This is a genomic window from Candidatus Methylomirabilota bacterium (genome assembly GCA_036001065.1).
Lineage (GTDB): Bacteria > Methylomirabilota > Methylomirabilia > Rokubacteriales > CSP1-6 > MNEF01.
This window is the reverse complement of record DASYUQ010000116.1, coordinates 104,238-121,014: the sequence shown is the minus strand read 5'-3', so window position 1 is coordinate 121,014 and position 16,777 is coordinate 104,238. Positions and strand designations below refer to the sequence as shown.

16 protein-coding genes are annotated in these 16,777 nt (G+C 69.2%); 9 read left to right on the top strand and 7 right to left on the bottom strand.

What is annotated here, in order from left to right:
* Positions 1-935: LLM class flavin-dependent oxidoreductase (locus VGV13_11350; protein ID HEV8641683.1), on the bottom strand; the 935-nt coding region annotated here is incomplete at its 3' end.
* Between the two features lie 123 nt (positions 936-1,058).
* Between VGV13_11350 and VGV13_11345 the strand changes: the two genes are divergently transcribed.
* Together VGV13_11345 and VGV13_11340 are read left to right on the top strand one after the other, a co-directional pair.
* Complete coding sequence (locus tag VGV13_11345) at positions 1,059-1,952, top strand: TIGR03619 family F420-dependent LLM class oxidoreductase (protein ID HEV8641682.1); 894 nt, start codon at positions 1,059-1,061, stop codon at positions 1,950-1,952.
* Positions 1,953-1,960: 8 nt separating this feature from the next.
* A complete protein-coding gene (locus tag VGV13_11340; GenBank protein ID HEV8641681.1) occupies positions 1,961-2,425 on the top strand; it encodes a VOC family protein in 465 nt (154 codons plus the stop codon).
* Between the two features lie 3 nt (positions 2,426-2,428).
* On the opposite strand, the gene VGV13_11335 is transcribed toward VGV13_11340, so the two are convergent.
* From VGV13_11335 to VGV13_11315, 5 genes are all read right to left on the bottom strand, one after another.
* Complete coding sequence (locus VGV13_11335) at positions 2,429-3,514, bottom strand: Ldh family oxidoreductase (GenBank protein ID HEV8641680.1); 1,086 nt, start codon at positions 3,512-3,514, stop codon at positions 2,429-2,431.
* Complete coding sequence (locus VGV13_11330) at positions 3,511-4,392, bottom strand: alpha/beta fold hydrolase (protein ID HEV8641679.1); 882 nt, start codon at positions 4,390-4,392, stop codon at positions 3,511-3,513. The genes VGV13_11335 and VGV13_11330 overlap by 4 nt, the downstream gene beginning before the upstream one ends.
* Before the next feature lie 86 nt (positions 4,393-4,478).
* Positions 4,479-7,361, bottom strand: a complete 2,883-nt coding sequence (gene sat, locus VGV13_11325; protein HEV8641678.1) for a sulfate adenylyltransferase — start codon at positions 7,359-7,361, stop codon at positions 4,479-4,481.
* A 430-nt stretch (positions 7,362-7,791) separates the two neighbouring features.
* The gene (locus VGV13_11320) at positions 7,792-8,286 is read right to left on the bottom strand and encodes a heme-binding protein (GenBank protein ID HEV8641677.1); all 495 of its coding nucleotides are present in this window, start codon (positions 8,284-8,286) and stop codon (positions 7,792-7,794) included.
* 128 nt (positions 8,287-8,414) lie between these two features.
* Positions 8,415-10,109, bottom strand: coding sequence for a thiamine pyrophosphate-binding protein (locus VGV13_11315; GenBank protein ID HEV8641676.1), 1,695 nt, complete (start codon positions 10,107-10,109; stop codon positions 8,415-8,417).
* A 204-nt stretch (positions 10,110-10,313) separates the two neighbouring features.
* Here VGV13_11315 and VGV13_11310 point away from each other — a divergent pair, with 204 nt between their 5' ends.
* The 7 genes from VGV13_11310 to VGV13_11280 all read left to right on the top strand — a co-directional run bounded on the left by VGV13_11310 (position 10,314) and on the right by VGV13_11280 (position 15,831).
* Entirely contained in the window at positions 10,314-10,475 is a 162-nt protein-coding gene (locus tag VGV13_11310) for a hypothetical protein (protein HEV8641675.1), read from the top strand.
* A gap of 21 nt (positions 10,476-10,496) precedes the next feature.
* On the top strand, positions 10,497-11,291 hold the full coding sequence (locus tag VGV13_11305; protein HEV8641674.1) for an enoyl-CoA hydratase: 795 nt from the start codon (positions 10,497-10,499) through the stop codon (positions 11,289-11,291).
* Positions 11,292-11,468: 177 nt separating this feature from the next.
* On the top strand, positions 11,469-12,284 hold the full coding sequence (locus tag VGV13_11300) for a formyltransferase family protein (GenBank protein HEV8641673.1): 816 nt from the start codon (positions 11,469-11,471) through the stop codon (positions 12,282-12,284).
* Between the two features lie 354 nt (positions 12,285-12,638).
* Entirely contained in the window at positions 12,639-12,971 is a 333-nt protein-coding gene (locus VGV13_11295) for a hypothetical protein (protein HEV8641672.1), read from the top strand.
* A 46-nt stretch (positions 12,972-13,017) separates the two neighbouring features.
* Positions 13,018-14,088, top strand: coding sequence for an ADP-ribosylglycohydrolase family protein (locus VGV13_11290; GenBank protein HEV8641671.1), 1,071 nt, complete (start codon positions 13,018-13,020; stop codon positions 14,086-14,088).
* A gap of 544 nt (positions 14,089-14,632) precedes the next feature.
* Positions 14,633-15,598: an ABC transporter substrate-binding protein gene (locus VGV13_11285; protein ID HEV8641670.1), complete on the top strand. Its 966-nt coding sequence runs from the start codon at positions 14,633-14,635 to the stop codon at positions 15,596-15,598.
* Positions 15,599-15,624: 26 nt separating this feature from the next.
* Positions 15,625-15,831, top strand: a complete 207-nt coding sequence (locus tag VGV13_11280) for a hypothetical protein (protein ID HEV8641669.1) — start codon at positions 15,625-15,627, stop codon at positions 15,829-15,831.
* 13 nt (positions 15,832-15,844) lie between these two features.
* Here the strand turns inward: VGV13_11280 and VGV13_11275 are convergent, their stop codons facing one another.
* On the bottom strand, positions 15,845-16,771 hold the full coding sequence (locus tag VGV13_11275) for an MBL fold metallo-hydrolase (protein HEV8641668.1): 927 nt from the start codon (positions 16,769-16,771) through the stop codon (positions 15,845-15,847).
* Positions 16,772-16,777 lie beyond the last annotated feature (6 nt).

The following is a 16,777-nucleotide window of genomic DNA, read 5'->3' as shown; positions in this document are numbered from 1 at the left end:
CGCCTCGGGTCGGCCATGGCCTCGATCTGCGCGTCCGAGAGGTCGCGGACCAGCCGGAGCGGCCCGAACATCTTCAGGTTCTCCTCGAAGTACCCCGCCGCGGCCTTGATGGCGTTCTCCTGGGTATCGGCCAGATGGAAGTGGAACCCGATGTTGAGGCCCTCGCCGAGCTGCGCGTCACGGCCGGCGCGGCGCCGCGCATCGCGGTAGCCTTCCACGACGCTCTGCAGGGCGCCGCCCTCGGCCACGCCGCCGCCGATGATCCCCTTGATCCCGTGCTTGACCATGAAGTCGAGGCCGCGCCGGGAGGCGCTCTGGATCGGCTGCCAGCACTCGACCGGGTGGGTCGGCCGCGGCACCAGGGTGATCTCCCGCAGCTCGTAGCCGCGGTAGGGGACGCGGGGCGGAATGGTGTAGTGCTTCCCCTGATGGGAGAAGGACTCGCTGCTGAAGGCCTTGAAGATGATGTCGACCTGCTCTTCGAAGAGGTCCCGGTTGGCGGCCTGGTCGAGCAGGGGAGAGCCGAAGGTCTCGACCTCGCGGGTGTGATAGCCGCGCCCGACGCCGAAGATCACGCGCCCGCCCGTCAGGATGCTCGCCGCGGCGAAGTCCTCCGCCAGCCGCAACGGATGCCACATCGGGGTGATGTTGAAGCCGCAGCCGAGCTTCAGTCGCTGCGTCCGGTGCGCGAGGTCGACGGCCAGCAGGAGGATGTTCGGGATGCACTCGTAGCCTTCCGGCTGGAAATGATGCTCCGCGAGCCAGAGCGCATCGTAGCCGGCACGATCCATCAGTTGCGCGATGGCGCGCGCCTTGTCGTAGGCGGTGACGAGGTGCTCGTTGGGGAACCGGCGGTCGTTCACCGCGGTGCCGCCGTATCCGATGTCGTCCATGTCGACGTGGCCGGCGTAGATCGTGTCGAATTTCGTGATCATTCCTCAGCTCCGGGCGGCAATGTTCGCGGCGACGGAGTCACGGTGTCGCCGCGCCGCTGAAGTATACTGCGCCGGCGCGCCCTCCGCCGGGTAGAATGACTCGCCGCCAAGGAGGCAGCGACGATGGACATCGGCTGTCACCTGCCCACGCAGGGCCCCGTCGCGACCCGCGACGCGCTCCTCACGTTCGCCCGCGAGGCGGAGCGCCGCCGGATGGCGTCGCTCTGGGTGAGCGATCACGTCGTCTTCCCGCGCACCGCGACCGGCAGCTATCCCGGGGGACGGTTTCCCCACCCGCCCGACAAGGCCTATCTGGAGCCCGTAGCGGTGCTGGCCGCCGCGGCCGTGTGCACGACCGAGGCCCGGCTCGGCTCGTCGGTGTTCATCCTCGGCCACCGGCACCCCGTCGTGATGGCCAAGATGCTGACCACGATCGACGCGCTCTCCCAGGGGCGCCTGATCTGCGGGGTCGGCGTCGGCTGGTGGAAGGAAGAGCTGGAGATCCTCGGCGCGCCCTTCGGCGCCCGCGGCCGGCAGGCCGACGAGATCCTGCGGGTCTTCAAGGAGCTGTGGACCGCCGACAACCCGCGGTTCGAGGGCGAGTTCTTCCGCTTCCACGACATCGGCTTCGCGCCCAAGCCGGTGCAGAAGCCGCATCCGCCGATCTGGGTCGGCGGCGACAGCCCGGGCGCCTTCCGGCGCGTCGTCACGCTCGGCGACGGCTGGCACGCCACCTCGAAGACGCCCGCCGAGCTGCGCGAGGCCCTGGCGCGCCTGCGCGCCGCCGCCGACGCCGCCAAGCGTCCCTGGGAGTCGATCACGCTGTCGCTGCGCTTCAGCCTGAGCGACGAGCTGCTCCGGCAGGGCGCGCAGGCCGTCGTCGACCGGCTGTGCGAGTACAAGCGCCTCGGCCTCGCGCACATCATGATCGACTTCCGGCGGGACGACCTCGGCCGGATGCTCGAGCTGCTGGAGCTGGTCGCGACGACGGTCCGCCCCGCCGTCGACGCCGCCTGAGGCCGACCGTGGCAACGCCCGGGATCGGCCTCACGCGGTTGCAGCACCTGGTCCTGTGGGTGGCGGACGTCGAGCGCAGCGTGCGCTTCTACCGCGACGCGCTGGGCTTCGAGGTGAAGTCGCGCTTTCCGGGCGCGGCCTTCCTGAAGATCCCCGGCAGCCCCGACGACCATCACCTCGGCCTGTTCGAACAGACCGGCGTCCCGCGGCCCGACGAGCGGGTGGCGCGCATGTACCACTCGGCGTGGGAGGTCGGCGAGCTCGGCGACCTGGCGCGGGCGCGCGAGCGGCTGATCGAGGCCGGCGCGCTGGTCGGCTCGTCGGACCACGGCGTGAGCCTGTCGCTCTACGCGAAGGACCCGGACGGGCTGGAGTTCGAGATCTTCTGGACGGTGCCCGGCGGCACCTCGGTCGGGACTAGGCCGCTGGACCTCGAGGGCGAGCTGGCCCGGAGAGGGATCACGATGCGGTAGGTTTCAGGGCTCGGGCGACGACCGGAACATCGTCACGCCCAGCCGGTCCGCCACGGTCTTGAGCTCATCGAAGATCGCAGGCGGGAGGGGGATGCCCTCCTGGCGGCGGCGCTCGAGGGTGCGGGTTCCGCGCTCGCCGGGCATGAGGATCTCGACGACATCGGGATCGCGCGGCAGCGCCTTCAGCGCCCGGATCAGGCGGTCCACCTCGCGTCGGAACGACCGCGGATCGCCGAACCGGGCCAGATCGATCGCCAGCGCGAGGCCGTTCTGCCGGTGCCGGCGTCCCTCGGCCGTGCCCTCCAGCGCGTCGGCCAGGATCGGGTTCGAGACGACGAGGCTGGTGATGCATTCGATCATCAGCGACAGGCCCGAGCCCTTGGGGCCGCCCAGGGGTAGCGGGATCCTGGCCGCCCGCGGATCGGTCGCCGGATTGCCGTGCCCGTCGAGCGCCCACCCTGGGGGAATCGGCTGGCCGGTCTTGCGGGCCTGCATCAGCTTGCCCATCGAGACGAGGCCCATCCCCATGTCGAGGACGACGGGCCCGCGATCGCCTCCCGGAACCGCGATCGAGATCGGGCTCGTCCCGACTCCGGCGGCGCGGGCGCCGTGATAGGCCATGAGGGGAATCGTCCCGGCCAGGGCGATGGCCGCCGTCCCTTCTTGCGCCGCCCTCAGCGTGTAATAGCCCAGCGCCGCCGCGTGCGTCATTGCCCGCACCAGGGCCAGACCGACCCCGGCCTCCCGGGCCTTCCGCACGGCCGCGGCCATCGCCGAGGTCATCGCGACCGGGCCGGCCGCGCGGTCGGCCTCGATCAGGACCGCCGCGGCCGTCTCGGTCCGCACCGACATGGCCGGAGTCGGATTGAGGTCGCCGGCGCCGATCAGCTCCACGTAGCGCGGGATCCGCATCACCCCGTGGGACTCCACCCCGCGGAGATCGGCCCAGACCAGGACATCCGCCACGATCCCGGCGTGCGCCTCGGGCATGCCGGCGCGCACGAACACGTCCCTGGCAAAGCGCTCGAGCGCGTCGGCGGTGACGACGGCGGCCGCCTGGCCCGTGGCCTCGCGGTTCGTCGCGCTCATCGTGGCCCCACTGACAGCGGAAAGTGCTTCTCGAGCCAGGTGCGCACGAGGTTGATGACCAGCGCGTTGCCTTCCGCCAGCATGAAGTGGTCGACGTTCGCCACCAGGTGCAGGTCCGTCGGCTGGCCGGCATGCCGGAAGAGGTCGATCGACTGCTCGGTGGGAGTCACGGAGTCGTTCGCGGGGTGCAGGAGCAGCAGCGGCCGCGGCGCGATCTTCCCGACCACCTGGTTGGCCTTGAAGGCGTACATGCTCTCGACCACCTCGAACGGGAACTCCATGATCGAGCCCGGCGACAGGTTGTTGCGGAGGGTGGGAGGGATCGGGACGATGTCGTAGCGCGGGACCATGATCGACTTGCCGGTCCGTTCCCGCTGCCGGCGCCCCTCCTCCAGCATGGCGGTGAACTTCTTCCAGGCTTCGGGCGACTCGTGCTGCTTGCGGAACTTCTTCTCGCCGTCACCCCAGCCGCCGGTGGAGATGCAAGCGGTGACCCGGGGGTCCACGCCGGCGGAGTAGACGGCGACCGCCGCCCCGAAGCTGTTCCCGATCAGGGCGACGCGCTGCGGATCCACCTCGGGCCGGGTGGCGACGAAGGAGAGCGCGTTCTTCGTGTCCTCGACCTGTTCCAGGCAAATCACCCGCCCGCGCGGGCCCTCGCTCTCGCCGCAGCCACGGAAGTCGAAGCGCAGCGTGACATAGCCGAGGTCCGCGAGCATCCGGGCGACCACCAGGGAGACACCGCCGTCCTTGTTGCTGCCGAACCCGTGGAGCACCAGGAAGGCCGGCCGGCGCTCACGCGGGCCGCGCCCCGCGGGCGTATGCAGCACGCCTGCGACCTTCAAACCGTTGGAGGGGAACGAAACGCGCTCTTCCATACGGCCCTCCTGGCGGGCGCTGGCCTTGCTACTGGTTGAGGAGCGGGATAATCCTGGATCCTGAGGGCGGGTCTCGGGGCCTGTAGTCAGCCGTCCACGCCGTGGGGCGGGCGTCCCGGCGAGGCGTCCCGCGCGACCGCCGCCCCGGCCTGCCCGGCCAGGAACTGGCGCAGCTCCTCGTCGGTACGTCCGGCCGCGAACTCGCGGAAGCTGTCCCCGTTCCGTCGTCTGGCCAGATACGCTCGCAGGAGCCGTTCGATCGCATCCGGCACCTCGGTGGCCGGGGCGCGATAGCCGATGGGGCGCGCGGTGCGCTGGTGCTTGCCGACGGCGCCGCCGACGCAGAAGTAGTAGGCGTCGACCATCGTCCCTTCGACCTTCGTCTTCTTGCCCTCGATTCCGAGGTCCGCGATCCAGTGCTGCCCGCAGCTGTTGGGGCAGCCGGTGACGTGGATCTTCAGATGCTGATCGAAGTCCGGCATCCTCGCTTCCATCTCTTCCACCAGCCAGCGCGCGAAGCCTTTGGTCTCGGTGAGGGCCAGCTTGCAGAACTCCGTGCCCGTGCAGGCGATGGTGCCCCGCCAGAACGGCGAGGCCTGAAGCCGCAGATCCGCCGCCTCGATCTCCCGGGCCAGGGCCTCCGACTGCGGGCGGCGCGCGTTGAGGATGATCAAGTTCTGCATCGTGGTCGTGCGCAGCTCGCCGGTGCCGTAGCGGTCGGCGAGATCGGCCATCGTCCGCATCTGGTCGGCGGTCAGGCGTCCCCGCAGCACCGCGACGCCGGCGTAGACGTACCCGTCCTGCTTCTGCGCGTGGATGCCGACGTGGTCGCGGTAGACGTCCTCCGGCGGCACCTCGGTCACCGCGGGCTCGAGCGAAAAGCCGAGCCGCCGCTCGAGCTCCTCCTGGAAGCGCTCGGCGGTCCAGCCGTGCTGGAGGAAGAGGAACTTCAGCCGCGCCTTCTCGCGGTCCTGGCGCAGCACGTTGCTGTCGCGGAAGATCTCCGTGATCCCGCGGACGACGGGCAGGGCCTGGTTCGCGCGGACGAACGCGCCGAGCCGCAGGGCGAGATGCGGGTTGGTGGAAAGCCCGCCGCCCACGCGGACGGAGAAGCCGACCTCGCCGCTGGCCGGGTGGCAGACGGCCGTCATCCCGATGTCGTTGATCTCCGGATACGAGCACCACGCCCGGCAACCGGTGATCGTGATCTTGTACTTGCGGGGGAGGTTGTAGAAGTCGGGGTTGCCGTTCAGCATCCGGGTGGCGGCCTGGACCAGGGGCGAGGCGTCCAGCAGCTCGTCAGCGTCCACGCCGGCCATCGGGCAGCCGGTGACGTTACGGGTCACGTCGCCGCAGGTGCCCATCGTGGTGAGCCCCGACCGCCAGAGGCTCTCCAGCAGATCCGGTAGATCTTCGATGGGAACCCAGTGAAGCTGGATGTTCTCGCGGACCGTGATGTCGGCCTGGCCCCGCGCGCTGCGCTCGGCGAAGCGGGCGATCATCCGGAGCTGGTGCGAGAAGAGCTGGCCGTTGGGGATGCGGATCCTGACCATGAAGTAGGGCACGGCCTTGCCCTCGCCGGCCTTGCCCCCGACGGCGCCGATGCCGTCGCCCTGAGTGTAGACGCCCCACCAGCGGAAGTAGGTGTTGAGCCACGCCGCCGGGATGGACTGATAGCCCTCGCGGGCAAAGCGCCGGATCGCTTCGAGCTGCTCCCAGGGGTTCAGCTCCCGCTTGAGCCGCTCGGCCCGCTGGGCCTTGGTCTCCTTCTTGACCTCGGCGGGCGCCGCGGGCGCCGCGGTGGCGACGTCGGCCCCGCGCACCCAGTTCCGGAGGATCTCCGCGACCTCGGGCCGGGCGAACTCCGTGGGGACCAGCTCGCCACGTCCCAACAGCTCGCGCACCACCGCGCCGCTCAGGGCCACGCGATCCTGCGATCCGTGCGGGCAGGTTTTGGGCGAGGTCACGGTTTCGCAGCGGCGGCAGTAGAACGTTTCGTCGAAGAAGAGGGGGATGATGCCCAGCTCCTCCGGCGCGAACGCGCCGAAGATCTGGTCGACGGTCATCGGGGTGAAATCGCGCTCGATCCCCGCATACTCGCGTCCCACGATGAAGTGGGTGCACCCGTAGTTCTTCCTCACCAGGGCGTGGAACAGCGTCTCTCGCGGACCGGCGTAGCGCATGGCGCCGGGGAAGACGGCCAGCACGACGCGGGTCTTCGGATAGTACTGCTCCACGAGCACCTGGTAGCAGCGGACGCGCACCTCCGACGGCAGCTCGTCCAGTTTGGTCTGGCCGACCAGCGGGTGGATGAACAGCCCGTCGAGCGGCTCCAGCGCGCACTTCTGGATGTACTCGTGGGCGCGGTGCATCGGCTGGTGGCTCTGGAAGCCGACCACGGTTTGCCAGCCAAGCTCGCGGAAGCGCGCCCGGGCATCGGCGGGATCCAGCCGGTACGGCTCAAAGCCCTTGAGCGGCGGCCGCGCGATGAGATCGACCGGGCCCGCCAGCAAGACGTCGCCGCGCGTGAGCTGGTAGGAGGCGCCGGGATGGCGCGGGTCGTCGGTGCCGTAGACGAGCCGGGCCTCCTCGCGGCCGTCGTAGGGAAAGCGCTCCTGGAGGTGGAGGATGCCGATCGGCTCCTCCCACGGCGTAACGAGCGCGATGTCCTCGCCCTCTCGCAGCTCGTCGGCGGCGGCCCGCCGAACCGCGAGCGTGATCGGCAGCGTCCACGGAAGCCCCCTGGCCAGGCGCATCTCGCGCAGCACGGCCCGGTAGTCGGCCTCGCCCATGAACCCCTCGAGCGGGCTGTAGGCGCCGACGGCGAGGAGCTCGAGATCGGACATCATCCGGGCGTTGAACGAGATCCGCTTCAGCGACGCGGCGCGCGCCCGGGCGTCGCGGAGCGCGTCGCCGCGCAGGACCCGATCGATCAACCGGCCGCCGTGGGGAGGAGGAACGTCCACCATCTTTCGCGCACGTTACTATTGCCGATCGATGATGTCAAAAGGCCCGCGGCGCGCCGCGCCGGGACTTGCCATTGCCGGAGAGTACGCGGTAGGAAGAAGGCTCTCGCGATCGGTCAGCAGCTGCTGGCGGAGGCCGGCTACCCCAGCGGCTTCGATGCCGGGGATCTGTATCCATTCCCCCCAATTCCCCGCTGGGGGAGGCGGTCGCGGGGTATCTCGGAGCCGTGGGGATCAGAACGAAGATCCGGTCGATGGAGCGTGCGGCCTTCGTGACGGGACCTGCGCCTGTGGCGCCGATCCCGACGTCGACGCGCTCGGCGCCCCTGGAAGTGGTGCGGCTGAAGAAGAACTGACCCGCCGGCGACGCCGTGTTGCCGGTACATCCGCGGCGGGCCGGGCAGAGGAAGCCCGGCCCGCCGCGGGGCTACGCCTACTTCAAGCCCTCGATCCCCGCCCGCCCGATCTGGGCGTCCTGCTGGGAAGTCACGCCGGAGACGCCGATCCCGCCGGCGATCCTCCCGTCGATGACGATGGGCAGTCCGCCCTCGAGGGGGCTGGCGCCGGAGAGTCGGAGGAGGCGCAGGTTTGCGCCGCCCTGCCCGACGAGGTCCTCGAACACCTTGGTGGGCCGGCGGAAGGCCACCGCCGAGTATGCCTTGTCGCGCGCGACCTCGATGCTCCCGAACTGCGCGCCGTCCATGCGGTGGAGCATCACGACGTTGCCGCCGGAGTCCAGGATGGCGATCACCACGTTCCAGTTGTTCTTGCGCGCCTCGGCCTCCGCGCCCGTCATCACCTTTTTGGCCTGCTCGAGCGAGATCGGGGTGCCGTAGGGCGGCGGCGCCTGCGCCTGCGCGCTTGCCGAAGCGGCCGCGAAGACGAGCACCGTGCCGACGACCAGGGACAGGAGCCTTTCCATCCTCATGGGTGTCCTCCTCGTGAAACGGACGTTGGGGGTTGACGCCGCCTACGGCCGGCGTGGTGAGGGCCAGGCGGACAACTCCGCGCCGGCTCCCGGCGTTCCCTGCGACACTCCCTCCTTCCGGGCAGCAGTCACCGCTGCGAACTCGCTGCCTCCCGGCGGACCGCCGTCGCCGGGGTGGGGAACTCTTCAGGGTCGATCGGGATTTCGACGACCGCGGGCTTGCCGGAGGAGAGCGCCGCCTGAATCGCGTCGCCGACCTGATCGGGGTGGTCCACATAATACCCCTCGGCGCCGAAGAGCCTGGCGTACTGGTCGTAGCGCGGGTTCCCGATGTCACAGCCGATGTACCGCCCGCCGTAGAAGTGCTTCTGGTAGGCCTTCTCCGATCCCCAGCACCCGTTGTTCATCACCACGGTCACGACGTTGATGCCGTGCCGCACGGCCGTCTCCAGCTCCTGAGCGTTCATCAGGAAGCCTCCATCCTCGTGGATGGCGAGCACCGGCGCCTGGGGGCGGCCGAGCTTGGCGCCGAGGGCCTCGGGAAAGGCGAAGCCCAGCCCTCCGAGATCGAGCGGCGTGAGAAGCGTGCGGGGCCGCGCGAAGTGCAGGCGATCGTATCCGTAGGCGGGTGCCGCTCCGGCATCGAGGGTGACGATCGTCTCCGGCGGCAGGGCGCGACGCAGCTCCGCATAGACACGCTGAGGCTTCATGGGCTTCGCCTCGAGGCCGGCCTCGGCCGCGAGCCGAGCGCGGCGCTGGTCTCGAAGGGTTTCCGCTTCTTTCCGCCACGCCGGCCGGTCGTGGGAGACGCCGTCCCCAGCGAGCGCCTCGAGGAGGGCCAGGCAGGCTTCCCGGGCGTCGGCCTGGATGCCGACGGCGACCGGATAGTAGCGACCGATGTCGCGGCTGTCGACGTCGATCTGGATGATCGGCGTCCCCGGCCGGATGTAGCGATCGTCGAAGTGGGACGTGAAGTGCGCGAGCCGCGAGCCGACGACCAGGAGCAGGTCGGCCCGTCGGCAGGCGGCGGCCGCCTCCGGTGAGCCGGCGCGCCCGAGGGGGCCTACATATAAAGGATGCGCGTTGGGCACGGCGTCGTTCCGGCCGTAGGCGGTGATCATCGGCATCGAGCACTGCTCGCCCAGGCGAACGACCAGCGCGTTGGCATCGGCCCGGCTGACACCGCCGCCGACCAGCAGGAGGGGGCGCTCCGCCTGGCGCAGCCGACGCGCCGCCTCGCGAATGGCCTCCGGGTGGGGCGGCTGCGGCTGAGTGACCCGGTACCTTTCGGGGGCGAGGAGCTCGGCGCTCACCACCTGGTCGTTCAGGACGTCGCGAGGAATCTCGACGAAGACGGGGCCGCGACGGCCCGTCATGGCGGCGCGAAACGCCGAGCGCAGCAGCTCGGGGATGCGTTCGGGCCTGGTGATCTGGACGGCGAGCTTGGTCACGGGTCGGAACATGCTGATCAGGTCGAATTCCTGGAACGCGTCTTTCTGGGAATGCTCCAGGGAGATGCCCCCGACGAGGACGACGACGGGGGAATGGGCCACGTACGCCGCCGCCACCCCTGTCAGGAGGTTGGTGGCCCCCGGACCGCTGGTCACGAGGCAGACGCCCGGCAAATCGGTCACGCGAGCCAATCCGTCGGCCATGAAGGCGGCGGCCTGTTCGTGGCGCACGTTGATGTACGCCACGCTGCGCTCGTCGTAGAGCGCATCGAGGACGTCCAGGAACGTCGCGCCCACGATCCCGAAGATGTGCCGCACCTGCTCGGCCTTCAGCAACTCGACCACGGCCTGTCCGCCCGTCAGCTTGTCCATGCCGGCGCCTCCTCGTGCGGTCCGGAGAATATAACTCAGGCGCGGCAGCCCTGGCGGCGCGTCTCAGCGGAGGCGAAGGGTGGGCACGCAGCCAGGCCGAGGAGCGGGCAGCACCCCGCGCGTGGGTGCGCTACAATGCTCGTCGTCACGCGGGCCACGGCGACCGGGCCGTCGCCCCGTATCTGACCGGTCATGGAGGGCACCATGGCGAACGACGTTCCCGCACCGCCGGCCCACCCCCAGCCTCCCCGCGGCATCAACCACGCGGTCCTCAACGTACGCGACCTCGAGGTCTCACACCGGTTCTGGACCGACAACCCCGTCTTCGATGCGCCCACGGCCCGTCCGGTCGCCGGCCGGCCATAAGATCCCAGGAGACCGCTTGCCATGACCGAGACGCCGAAGCTGATGCTGGAGAAGGACGGGCCGATCGGCTGGATCGTCTTCAACCAGCCGGAGAAGCGCAACGCCGTGAGCCAGGAGATGTGGCAGCTCATGCCGGATTACGTCCACGACCTGGCCACCGACGACACCATCCGCGTGGTCATCCTGCGCGGTGCCGGCGACCGGGCCTTCGTGGCCGGCGCCGACATCTCGCAGTTCAAAGACCGCCGCCGCAACATGGCCGACGAGGAGGAGTACCGCCAGATCTCCGCCCGCGGGCAGGAGGCCCTGGCCACGCTGTCGAAGCCTCTGCTGGCCATGATTCACGGCTACTGCGTCGGCGGGGGCGTCGGCATCGCCCTCACCTGCGACATCCGCATCGCCGCAGACGATGCCCGCTTCGGCATCCCAGCGGCGCGCCTGGGCCTCGGCTACCACCACCGCGGCATGGAAAAGCTGATGGCGCTCGTCGGGCCCGCGTACACCAAGGAGATCTTCTTCACGGCCCGCACCGACTTCAGCGCCCCGGACGCGCTCCGCATGGGGCTGGTGAACCAGGTGGTGCCGAAGGCGGAACTGGAAGGCTTCACCCGCGACTACGCGCTGACGATCGCGCGGAACGCGCCCCTCACGCTGCGCTCGGCCAAGGCGACCGTCGAGCAGCTGCTGCGTCCCGCGGCCGAGCGCGATCTGGCCTTGCTGGACAAGCTGATCGCCGACTGCTTCAACAGCCAGGACTATCAGGAGGGCGTCAAGGCCTTCTCCGAGAAGCGCCGTCCCCAGTTCCACGGGCGCTGAGCGGGCCTCCGGCACGCCAGCCCGGCCCGCCTGGCCGGCGCTGTGCACGGGGGTGGCGTCCGCTGTGCAAGAGCCTTGTCAAACGGCGGCCGTCATCGCCTCCAACGTCGTGCCACGCCATCGGGTTCGTCGGCACGTGCTTTGCTCGTCTCCGGCATTGGAGAACAATTACAACCAATGCCCTCGTTCGTGATCGTCACGACGCGCGACCTGCCCGAGGCCTACGTGCTCGCCAGGTTTCTCCAGGACCGGAGGCAGCGCTTCGGCATCCTCAACATCACAGGGCGGCCGCTGCGCGACGCGGTGCGGGTCCTGCGCCGGCTGCGCAGGAATCGGGGGGCGCTCTATCTCACCGACCTCGCCCTGCGCAAGGTCCTGGGGGCCGTCCATCAGCCGTGGCCGTGCGCGTTCCCCGATGTCGATCGCGCTCTCGCCGCGCGGCTCAAGGCGTTTGCGCCTCATCTCGACTGCGTCGACCCGCACGGGGACGAAGCGCTCTCCTTCGTGCGACGATTCGATCCCGACTACATCCTGCTGGCGGGGGCGCCCGTCCTCCGGCCCGCCCTCTTCGGGCTCGCGCGCCATGGCGCCTATAACCGCCACCTCGGGCTGCTGCCGTTCTATCGCGGCTCCGACTGTCCGATCTGGGCCCTCGCCTGCAACGACGTCGAGCGTGTCGGCTTCACGATCCACGTCGTCGCCGAGAAGGTCGATGCCGGGGACGCCCTGGTGACTGCGCGGGTGCCGGTGACGCCCGGGTGGTCGTTCGAGGAGTACCTCGCCGAGATCCAGGTGCGCGCGTCCCACGCGTTCCTCGCCGTCGTGCAGGACCTCATCGGCGGCGAGGAGCCGACCCGCACACCGCCGGAGGCCGGCGGCCGCTACTACCCGCCCGCCGGTCTCTCTACCGTTCGCCGGGCCTACCTCAACTACGCCCGCCTGATCGGGGAGTTCGCAGGAGCGCCCGCGCAGCGGCCGGTCGCGCCCTTCTGAGCGCCCCGACGGGGTTCGTTCTCCTCGCCGTCATCGCGGCATCGCCTCCGCGATCATTTTGACGATCAGGCTGACGGCGTCGCTCATCGCCTCGCTCATGCTTTCCTCGTAGCCCCGGTGTGCTGTCGTATTGGGCGCCGTGATGACGAGCGGCCGCGTTGCGCAGCCGAGCGCGACGAGACAAAGGAGGGCGACCGCGGACAACCTAGGGCAGGTGTTTCAGCGCTGTCAAGGCAGCCGCCGCCCCGCCCCGTCACGGCGCCCGATTTCGCTGCTCCCGCGTGCGCCTGCTCGCATAACATCGCATATGGCCTCCGCGGCAAGCTTGAACGAAGAGGAGAAGGAGGTAACAGCATGGCGGCTGAAGCTCGCCGCAGGTATGTCAAGATCGGCATCCTTCTGGTGCTCCTCAGCCCTGTGATTGTCCTTGCGGTGAGTTTTGTCGTCATGTTCGTGAGAGCCAGCAACCAGGCCGAAGTCTTCTGTGCCCAGGTCGTGGTTGGTGGGCCCATCGAAGGACTCGAGGCGAAGGCCCAACAACTCGGGCTCGCCGTCCGGTCCCACCCGGCTGAGGGCGCACAACCCGCAGTCATCGTTGCCGTCGCACGTGGGCCGTATTGGCCTCGCTGCATCGTGGAGCATATCAACGGCAGGGTGGTCGGAAAGCGGACCTCCTCCAGCGCGTAACCGGCATGAACCGCGCCTCGGGCCTCACGGAGAGCTGGGAGAAGGGGTGACAGCCCCCAGAGAGGATTCAGTGGTTGGCTGCTTGCTCGGCACGGCGGTCGGGGACAGCGTGGGGCTGCGCTACGAGGGCCTGTCGAAGGGCCGGCAGCGGCGGATGTATTCGCAGATCTCCGGTCCCCGTCTCATCTTCGGGCGAGGGATGGTTTCCGACGACACCGAACAAACGTGCATGGTTGCCCAGGCCCTCATCGTCTCTGCCGGAAGCGTCGAAATGTTCGCTCAGAACCTGGCGGGGCAATTTCGTCGGTGGCTCCTGGGCTTCCCCGCGGCTGTTGGGTATGCGACTCTCCGCGCCATCACGCGACTATGGCTTGGATATCCAAGCCATCGGAGCGGCGTTTTTTCCGCCGGGAACGGCCCGGCGATGCGAAGCTCGATCCTCGGCTTGTGTTACGGCCACGACGTCCAACGCCTCCGCGCCCTGGTGAGCGCCTCCACCCGAATCACGCATACCGATCCGAAAGCCGAGTACGGCGCGCTGGCCGTGGCCCTGGCGGCACACCTGGCCGCTCGACAACCGGAGAAGGATGTCGCTCCTGAGGCATTCGCCCGCGCCCTGCGGGAGGTCTTGCCACGTGAGGCGCACGAATTCGTTCGGCTGATCGCGAGGGTCATCGAGAGCGCAGCGGCGCGGCGAACGACCGAGTCATTCGCCGAGGATCTCGGGTTAGGACGCGGCGTGAGCGGGTACGTGTACCATACGGTTCCCGTCGTGCTGCACGCCTGGCTCACTCATCAGGACGATTACGCTTCGGGGATCATCGACATCGTTCGGTGTGGCGGCGACACTGACACCACGGCGGCCATCTTAGGGGGCATCATAGGAGCCAGGGTGGGGAAGACCGGCATTCCGGCCGAGTGGCGCGGACGCCTGTGGGAATGGCCCAGGACGGTTCCGTGGATGGAAGACCTCGGGCGCAGATTGGCGCGCGTAGTCGCCCAGGGGGCCGGTCAGGAACCGTTGCGCCTGCCTCTCTATGGCGTGCTCCTGAGGAATCTCTTCTTTCTGCTCGTGGTCCTGGGATATGGGTTTCGTCGATTGTTGCCTCCCTACTAATATATAGGCCACCGCCCGCTCCAGCCCGGCCTTTCCCTTGGCCTCGTCCCTGCACGTCATCCTCCGCCGCCACCTCGACGGCGCTCACACCGTCTGGCGAGGCACGCAGTGCCTTGGCCACTACGCGCCGACGGGCGCTCCGCTGCCCGCCGTCCTCGAGCACGCCGTCAATGGCCGCTTCCGCGTGGCCGGCGCCCACGTCCCACCCGCCCGCGCCCGGGCCCTCCGCCGGGCCGTCCCGGCCCACCGCCGCCCCGGCAGCCCCCGTCTCCCCGTCGGCCCAGGACTCTGAAAGCGGACAGATCACGTGTCAAAACCAAGCGGACATTTCACTTGTCAACAACACGCCCGCACGATTCGCCCGTCATTGACACGCTTCCAAGCCCACCATAGTGTTCGCGTCGGGCGAGACCCCCAGGAGTCCTTCCATGCATAGCAGACAGCAGATCGCCAACGCCGGTGTCACTGCCCTCGGGTAGCGTTGGCGAAAGCGCAAGAAACAGGAGGCAGGACCATGCGACGATCCCTTCGATGTGGAGCAAGAGTGGCGCTGGCGCTCGCCGTGGCGGCCGGCCTGATGGCGCCGTCCCAGGCGGCGGAGATCCCGCTGCGCGTGATCGTGTTCCCCGGGCTTCAGAATCTGCCGATCTACGCCGCCCAGACCAAGGGGCTTTTCGCCAGACGCGGCCTGAAGGTCGATCTCCACTTCACCCCGAATTCCATGGTGTTGCGGGAGGGGCTCGCGAAGGGGAATTACGATCTCGCGCACGCGGCGGTGGACAACGCCATCGCGATGGTGGAGCTGGCCAAGGTCGACGTGGTGGTCGTGATGGGCGGCGACAACGGCTTGAATGGCCTCTACGTCCAACCGGACATCCGCTCGATCGCCGACCTTCGGGGAAGGACGGTGGCGGTGGATGCTCCCAACACCGCCTATGCGCTCCAGCTCTACAAAATGCTGGCGATGAACGGCGTGCAGCGGGGGGAGTACACGGTGAAGGCCGTAGGCGGGGCCTCGTCGCGGCTCGAGGCCCTGCTCAAGGACAAGAGCTATGCGGCCTCAATGCTGAACCTGCCCCACTCCGTGAGGGCGGAACGGGGAGGATTGCGGAGCCTGGGCATGGCGGTCCAGGCGATCGGCCCCTACCAGGGAAGCGGCGCCTTCGCCACGCGCAGCTGGGCACGGGCCAATGAGGACACGGTCGTTCGTTACATCCAGGCGTACCTCGAGGGCCTGCGCTGGGTGAAGACCCCGGCCAACAAGGCGGAGTCCGTGGCGCTCCTGGTCGAGCGCTTGAAGCTGGACCCCGAGGTCGCGGGGCAATGCTCCGACGTCGTGGCTGATCCCGCGGGCGGCTACGCGACGGACGCCCGCCTGGACGTGGAGGGGTTCAAGAACGTCCTGAAGCTTCGGGCCGAGATCGAAGGCCAGTGGGGTGGGACGCCGCCGTCTCCGGAGAAGTATCTCGATCTCTCGTACTACGAGCGCGCCCTGGCCGGCCTCCGCTGACCGGCCATCACGTCAGGAGGTCCCTCGTGGACAAGCATCTGGCAATCCTCGCCGCGGGGCTCATGATTTCGATCGCGCCCGGTCTCGCCACTTCTGCGGGCGCCGAGACCGGCGCCCCAGCGATCTACAAGTTCATCAGGCATCTCGGCCCCGCCGGGCAACCGGCGAGGCCGTACCTGCCGGCCGACAAAGAGCCTGACCGGCCTTACGAGCTGCGGCGCTTGGTGGAGTAACGCCGCCCCGCCGCTACTTCGAGAGCTCCCCGTAGATCAGCTCGGCGGCCGATCGGACCGCCTCCGCCGGCTCCAGGCGCCCGCCCTTGCCCCAGCTCGAAAACTCCGTGAACTCCGCCCCGATGCCCTTCTTGACATCCTCCAGCGACTTTCCGCTCTCCTTCATCGTGCGGACCTTCCCGCGCAGCGTCTCCCAGTAGCGGTCGAGCTCGAGGAGCGACTTCGGGCCGTTGCCGGCCGTGAAGCGCCCGTGGCCCGGCACCACGCTGGCGGGGTCCCAGCCCGCCAGCGTCTTCAAGATGCGCTGCCAGTTCGCGATGTCGGAGCGCTCGTCGGCCACCGGGTGAAGCTCGGCGAAGAGGAGGTCGTTGGTGAAGAGGACCTTTTCCCTGGGGAGCCAGGCGACCGTATTGTCCGGGGTGTGGGCCTTCCCCATGAAGATCAGCTCGACGACGTGGGTGCCGAGGTCGAGGGTCAGCTTCTGGTCAAAGAGCACCGACGGCAGGGCCATCTCGACCCGCTTGCCTTCGAGGTATTCCTTCTTCACACGCCCGCCTTTGAGGTCGCCCGCGACCCGACCGGCCCAGTACGGGCGGAGCAGCCTGGCGAACTCGGGGTTCCCGAGTATCACCGCGCCCTGCTCGGCCAGCATGTGGTTGCAGCCCACGTCGTCCCAGGCGTAGTGGCCGTTGGCGACGAAGCGAATCGGCTTGCCGCCGGCCACGCTCCGGATCGCGGCCAGCCGCTGATCGTACTCGGCGAGCTGACAGCTGTAGACGAAGACGCCGCGATCCCCCACCACGAAGCCCGTGTTGATGGCGCCGCGGGGGCCGGTGATCGCGTAGACGCCCTCGGCCAGCTTGATGGGTGTCAGCTCCTGTCCCCACGCGGGAAGAACGGCCATGATCGTCGCGACGAACCCCAGGACAACGGTGCGCATCCTCTT

What these genes read in the sequence shown, in the direction of transcription:
- VGV13_11320 (HEV8641677.1), bottom strand. Translation starts at nt 8,286, where the DNA reads ATGAGGATGGAAAGGCTCCTGTCCCTGGTCGTCGGCACGGTGCTCGTC.
- VGV13_11310 (HEV8641675.1), top strand. Translation starts at nt 10,314, where the DNA reads ATGGCGAACGACGTTCCCGCACCGCCGGCCCACCCCCAGCCTCCCCGC.
- VGV13_11300 (HEV8641673.1), top strand. Translation starts at nt 11,469, where the DNA reads ATGCCCTCGTTCGTGATCGTCACGACGCGCGACCTGCCCGAGGCCTAC.
- VGV13_11345 (HEV8641682.1), top strand. Translation starts at nt 1,059, where the DNA reads ATGGACATCGGCTGTCACCTGCCCACGCAGGGCCCCGTCGCGACCCGC.
- VGV13_11330 (HEV8641679.1), bottom strand. Translation starts at nt 4,392, where the DNA reads ATGGAAGAGCGCGTTTCGTTCCCCTCCAACGGTTTGAAGGTCGCAGGC.
- VGV13_11305 (HEV8641674.1), top strand. Translation starts at nt 10,497, where the DNA reads ATGACCGAGACGCCGAAGCTGATGCTGGAGAAGGACGGGCCGATCGGC.
- sat (HEV8641678.1), bottom strand. Translation starts at nt 7,361, where the DNA reads ATGGTGGACGTTCCTCCTCCCCACGGCGGCCGGTTGATCGATCGGGTC.
- VGV13_11295 (HEV8641672.1), top strand. Translation starts at nt 12,639, where the DNA reads ATGGCGGCTGAAGCTCGCCGCAGGTATGTCAAGATCGGCATCCTTCTG.
- VGV13_11315 (HEV8641676.1), bottom strand. Translation starts at nt 10,109, where the DNA reads ATGGACAAGCTGACGGGCGGACAGGCCGTGGTCGAGTTGCTGAAGGCC.
- VGV13_11275 (HEV8641668.1), bottom strand. Translation starts at nt 16,771, where the DNA reads ATGCGCACCGTTGTCCTGGGGTTCGTCGCGACGATCATGGCCGTTCTT.
- VGV13_11335 (HEV8641680.1), bottom strand. Translation starts at nt 3,514, where the DNA reads ATGAGCGCGACGAACCGCGAGGCCACGGGCCAGGCGGCCGCCGTCGTC.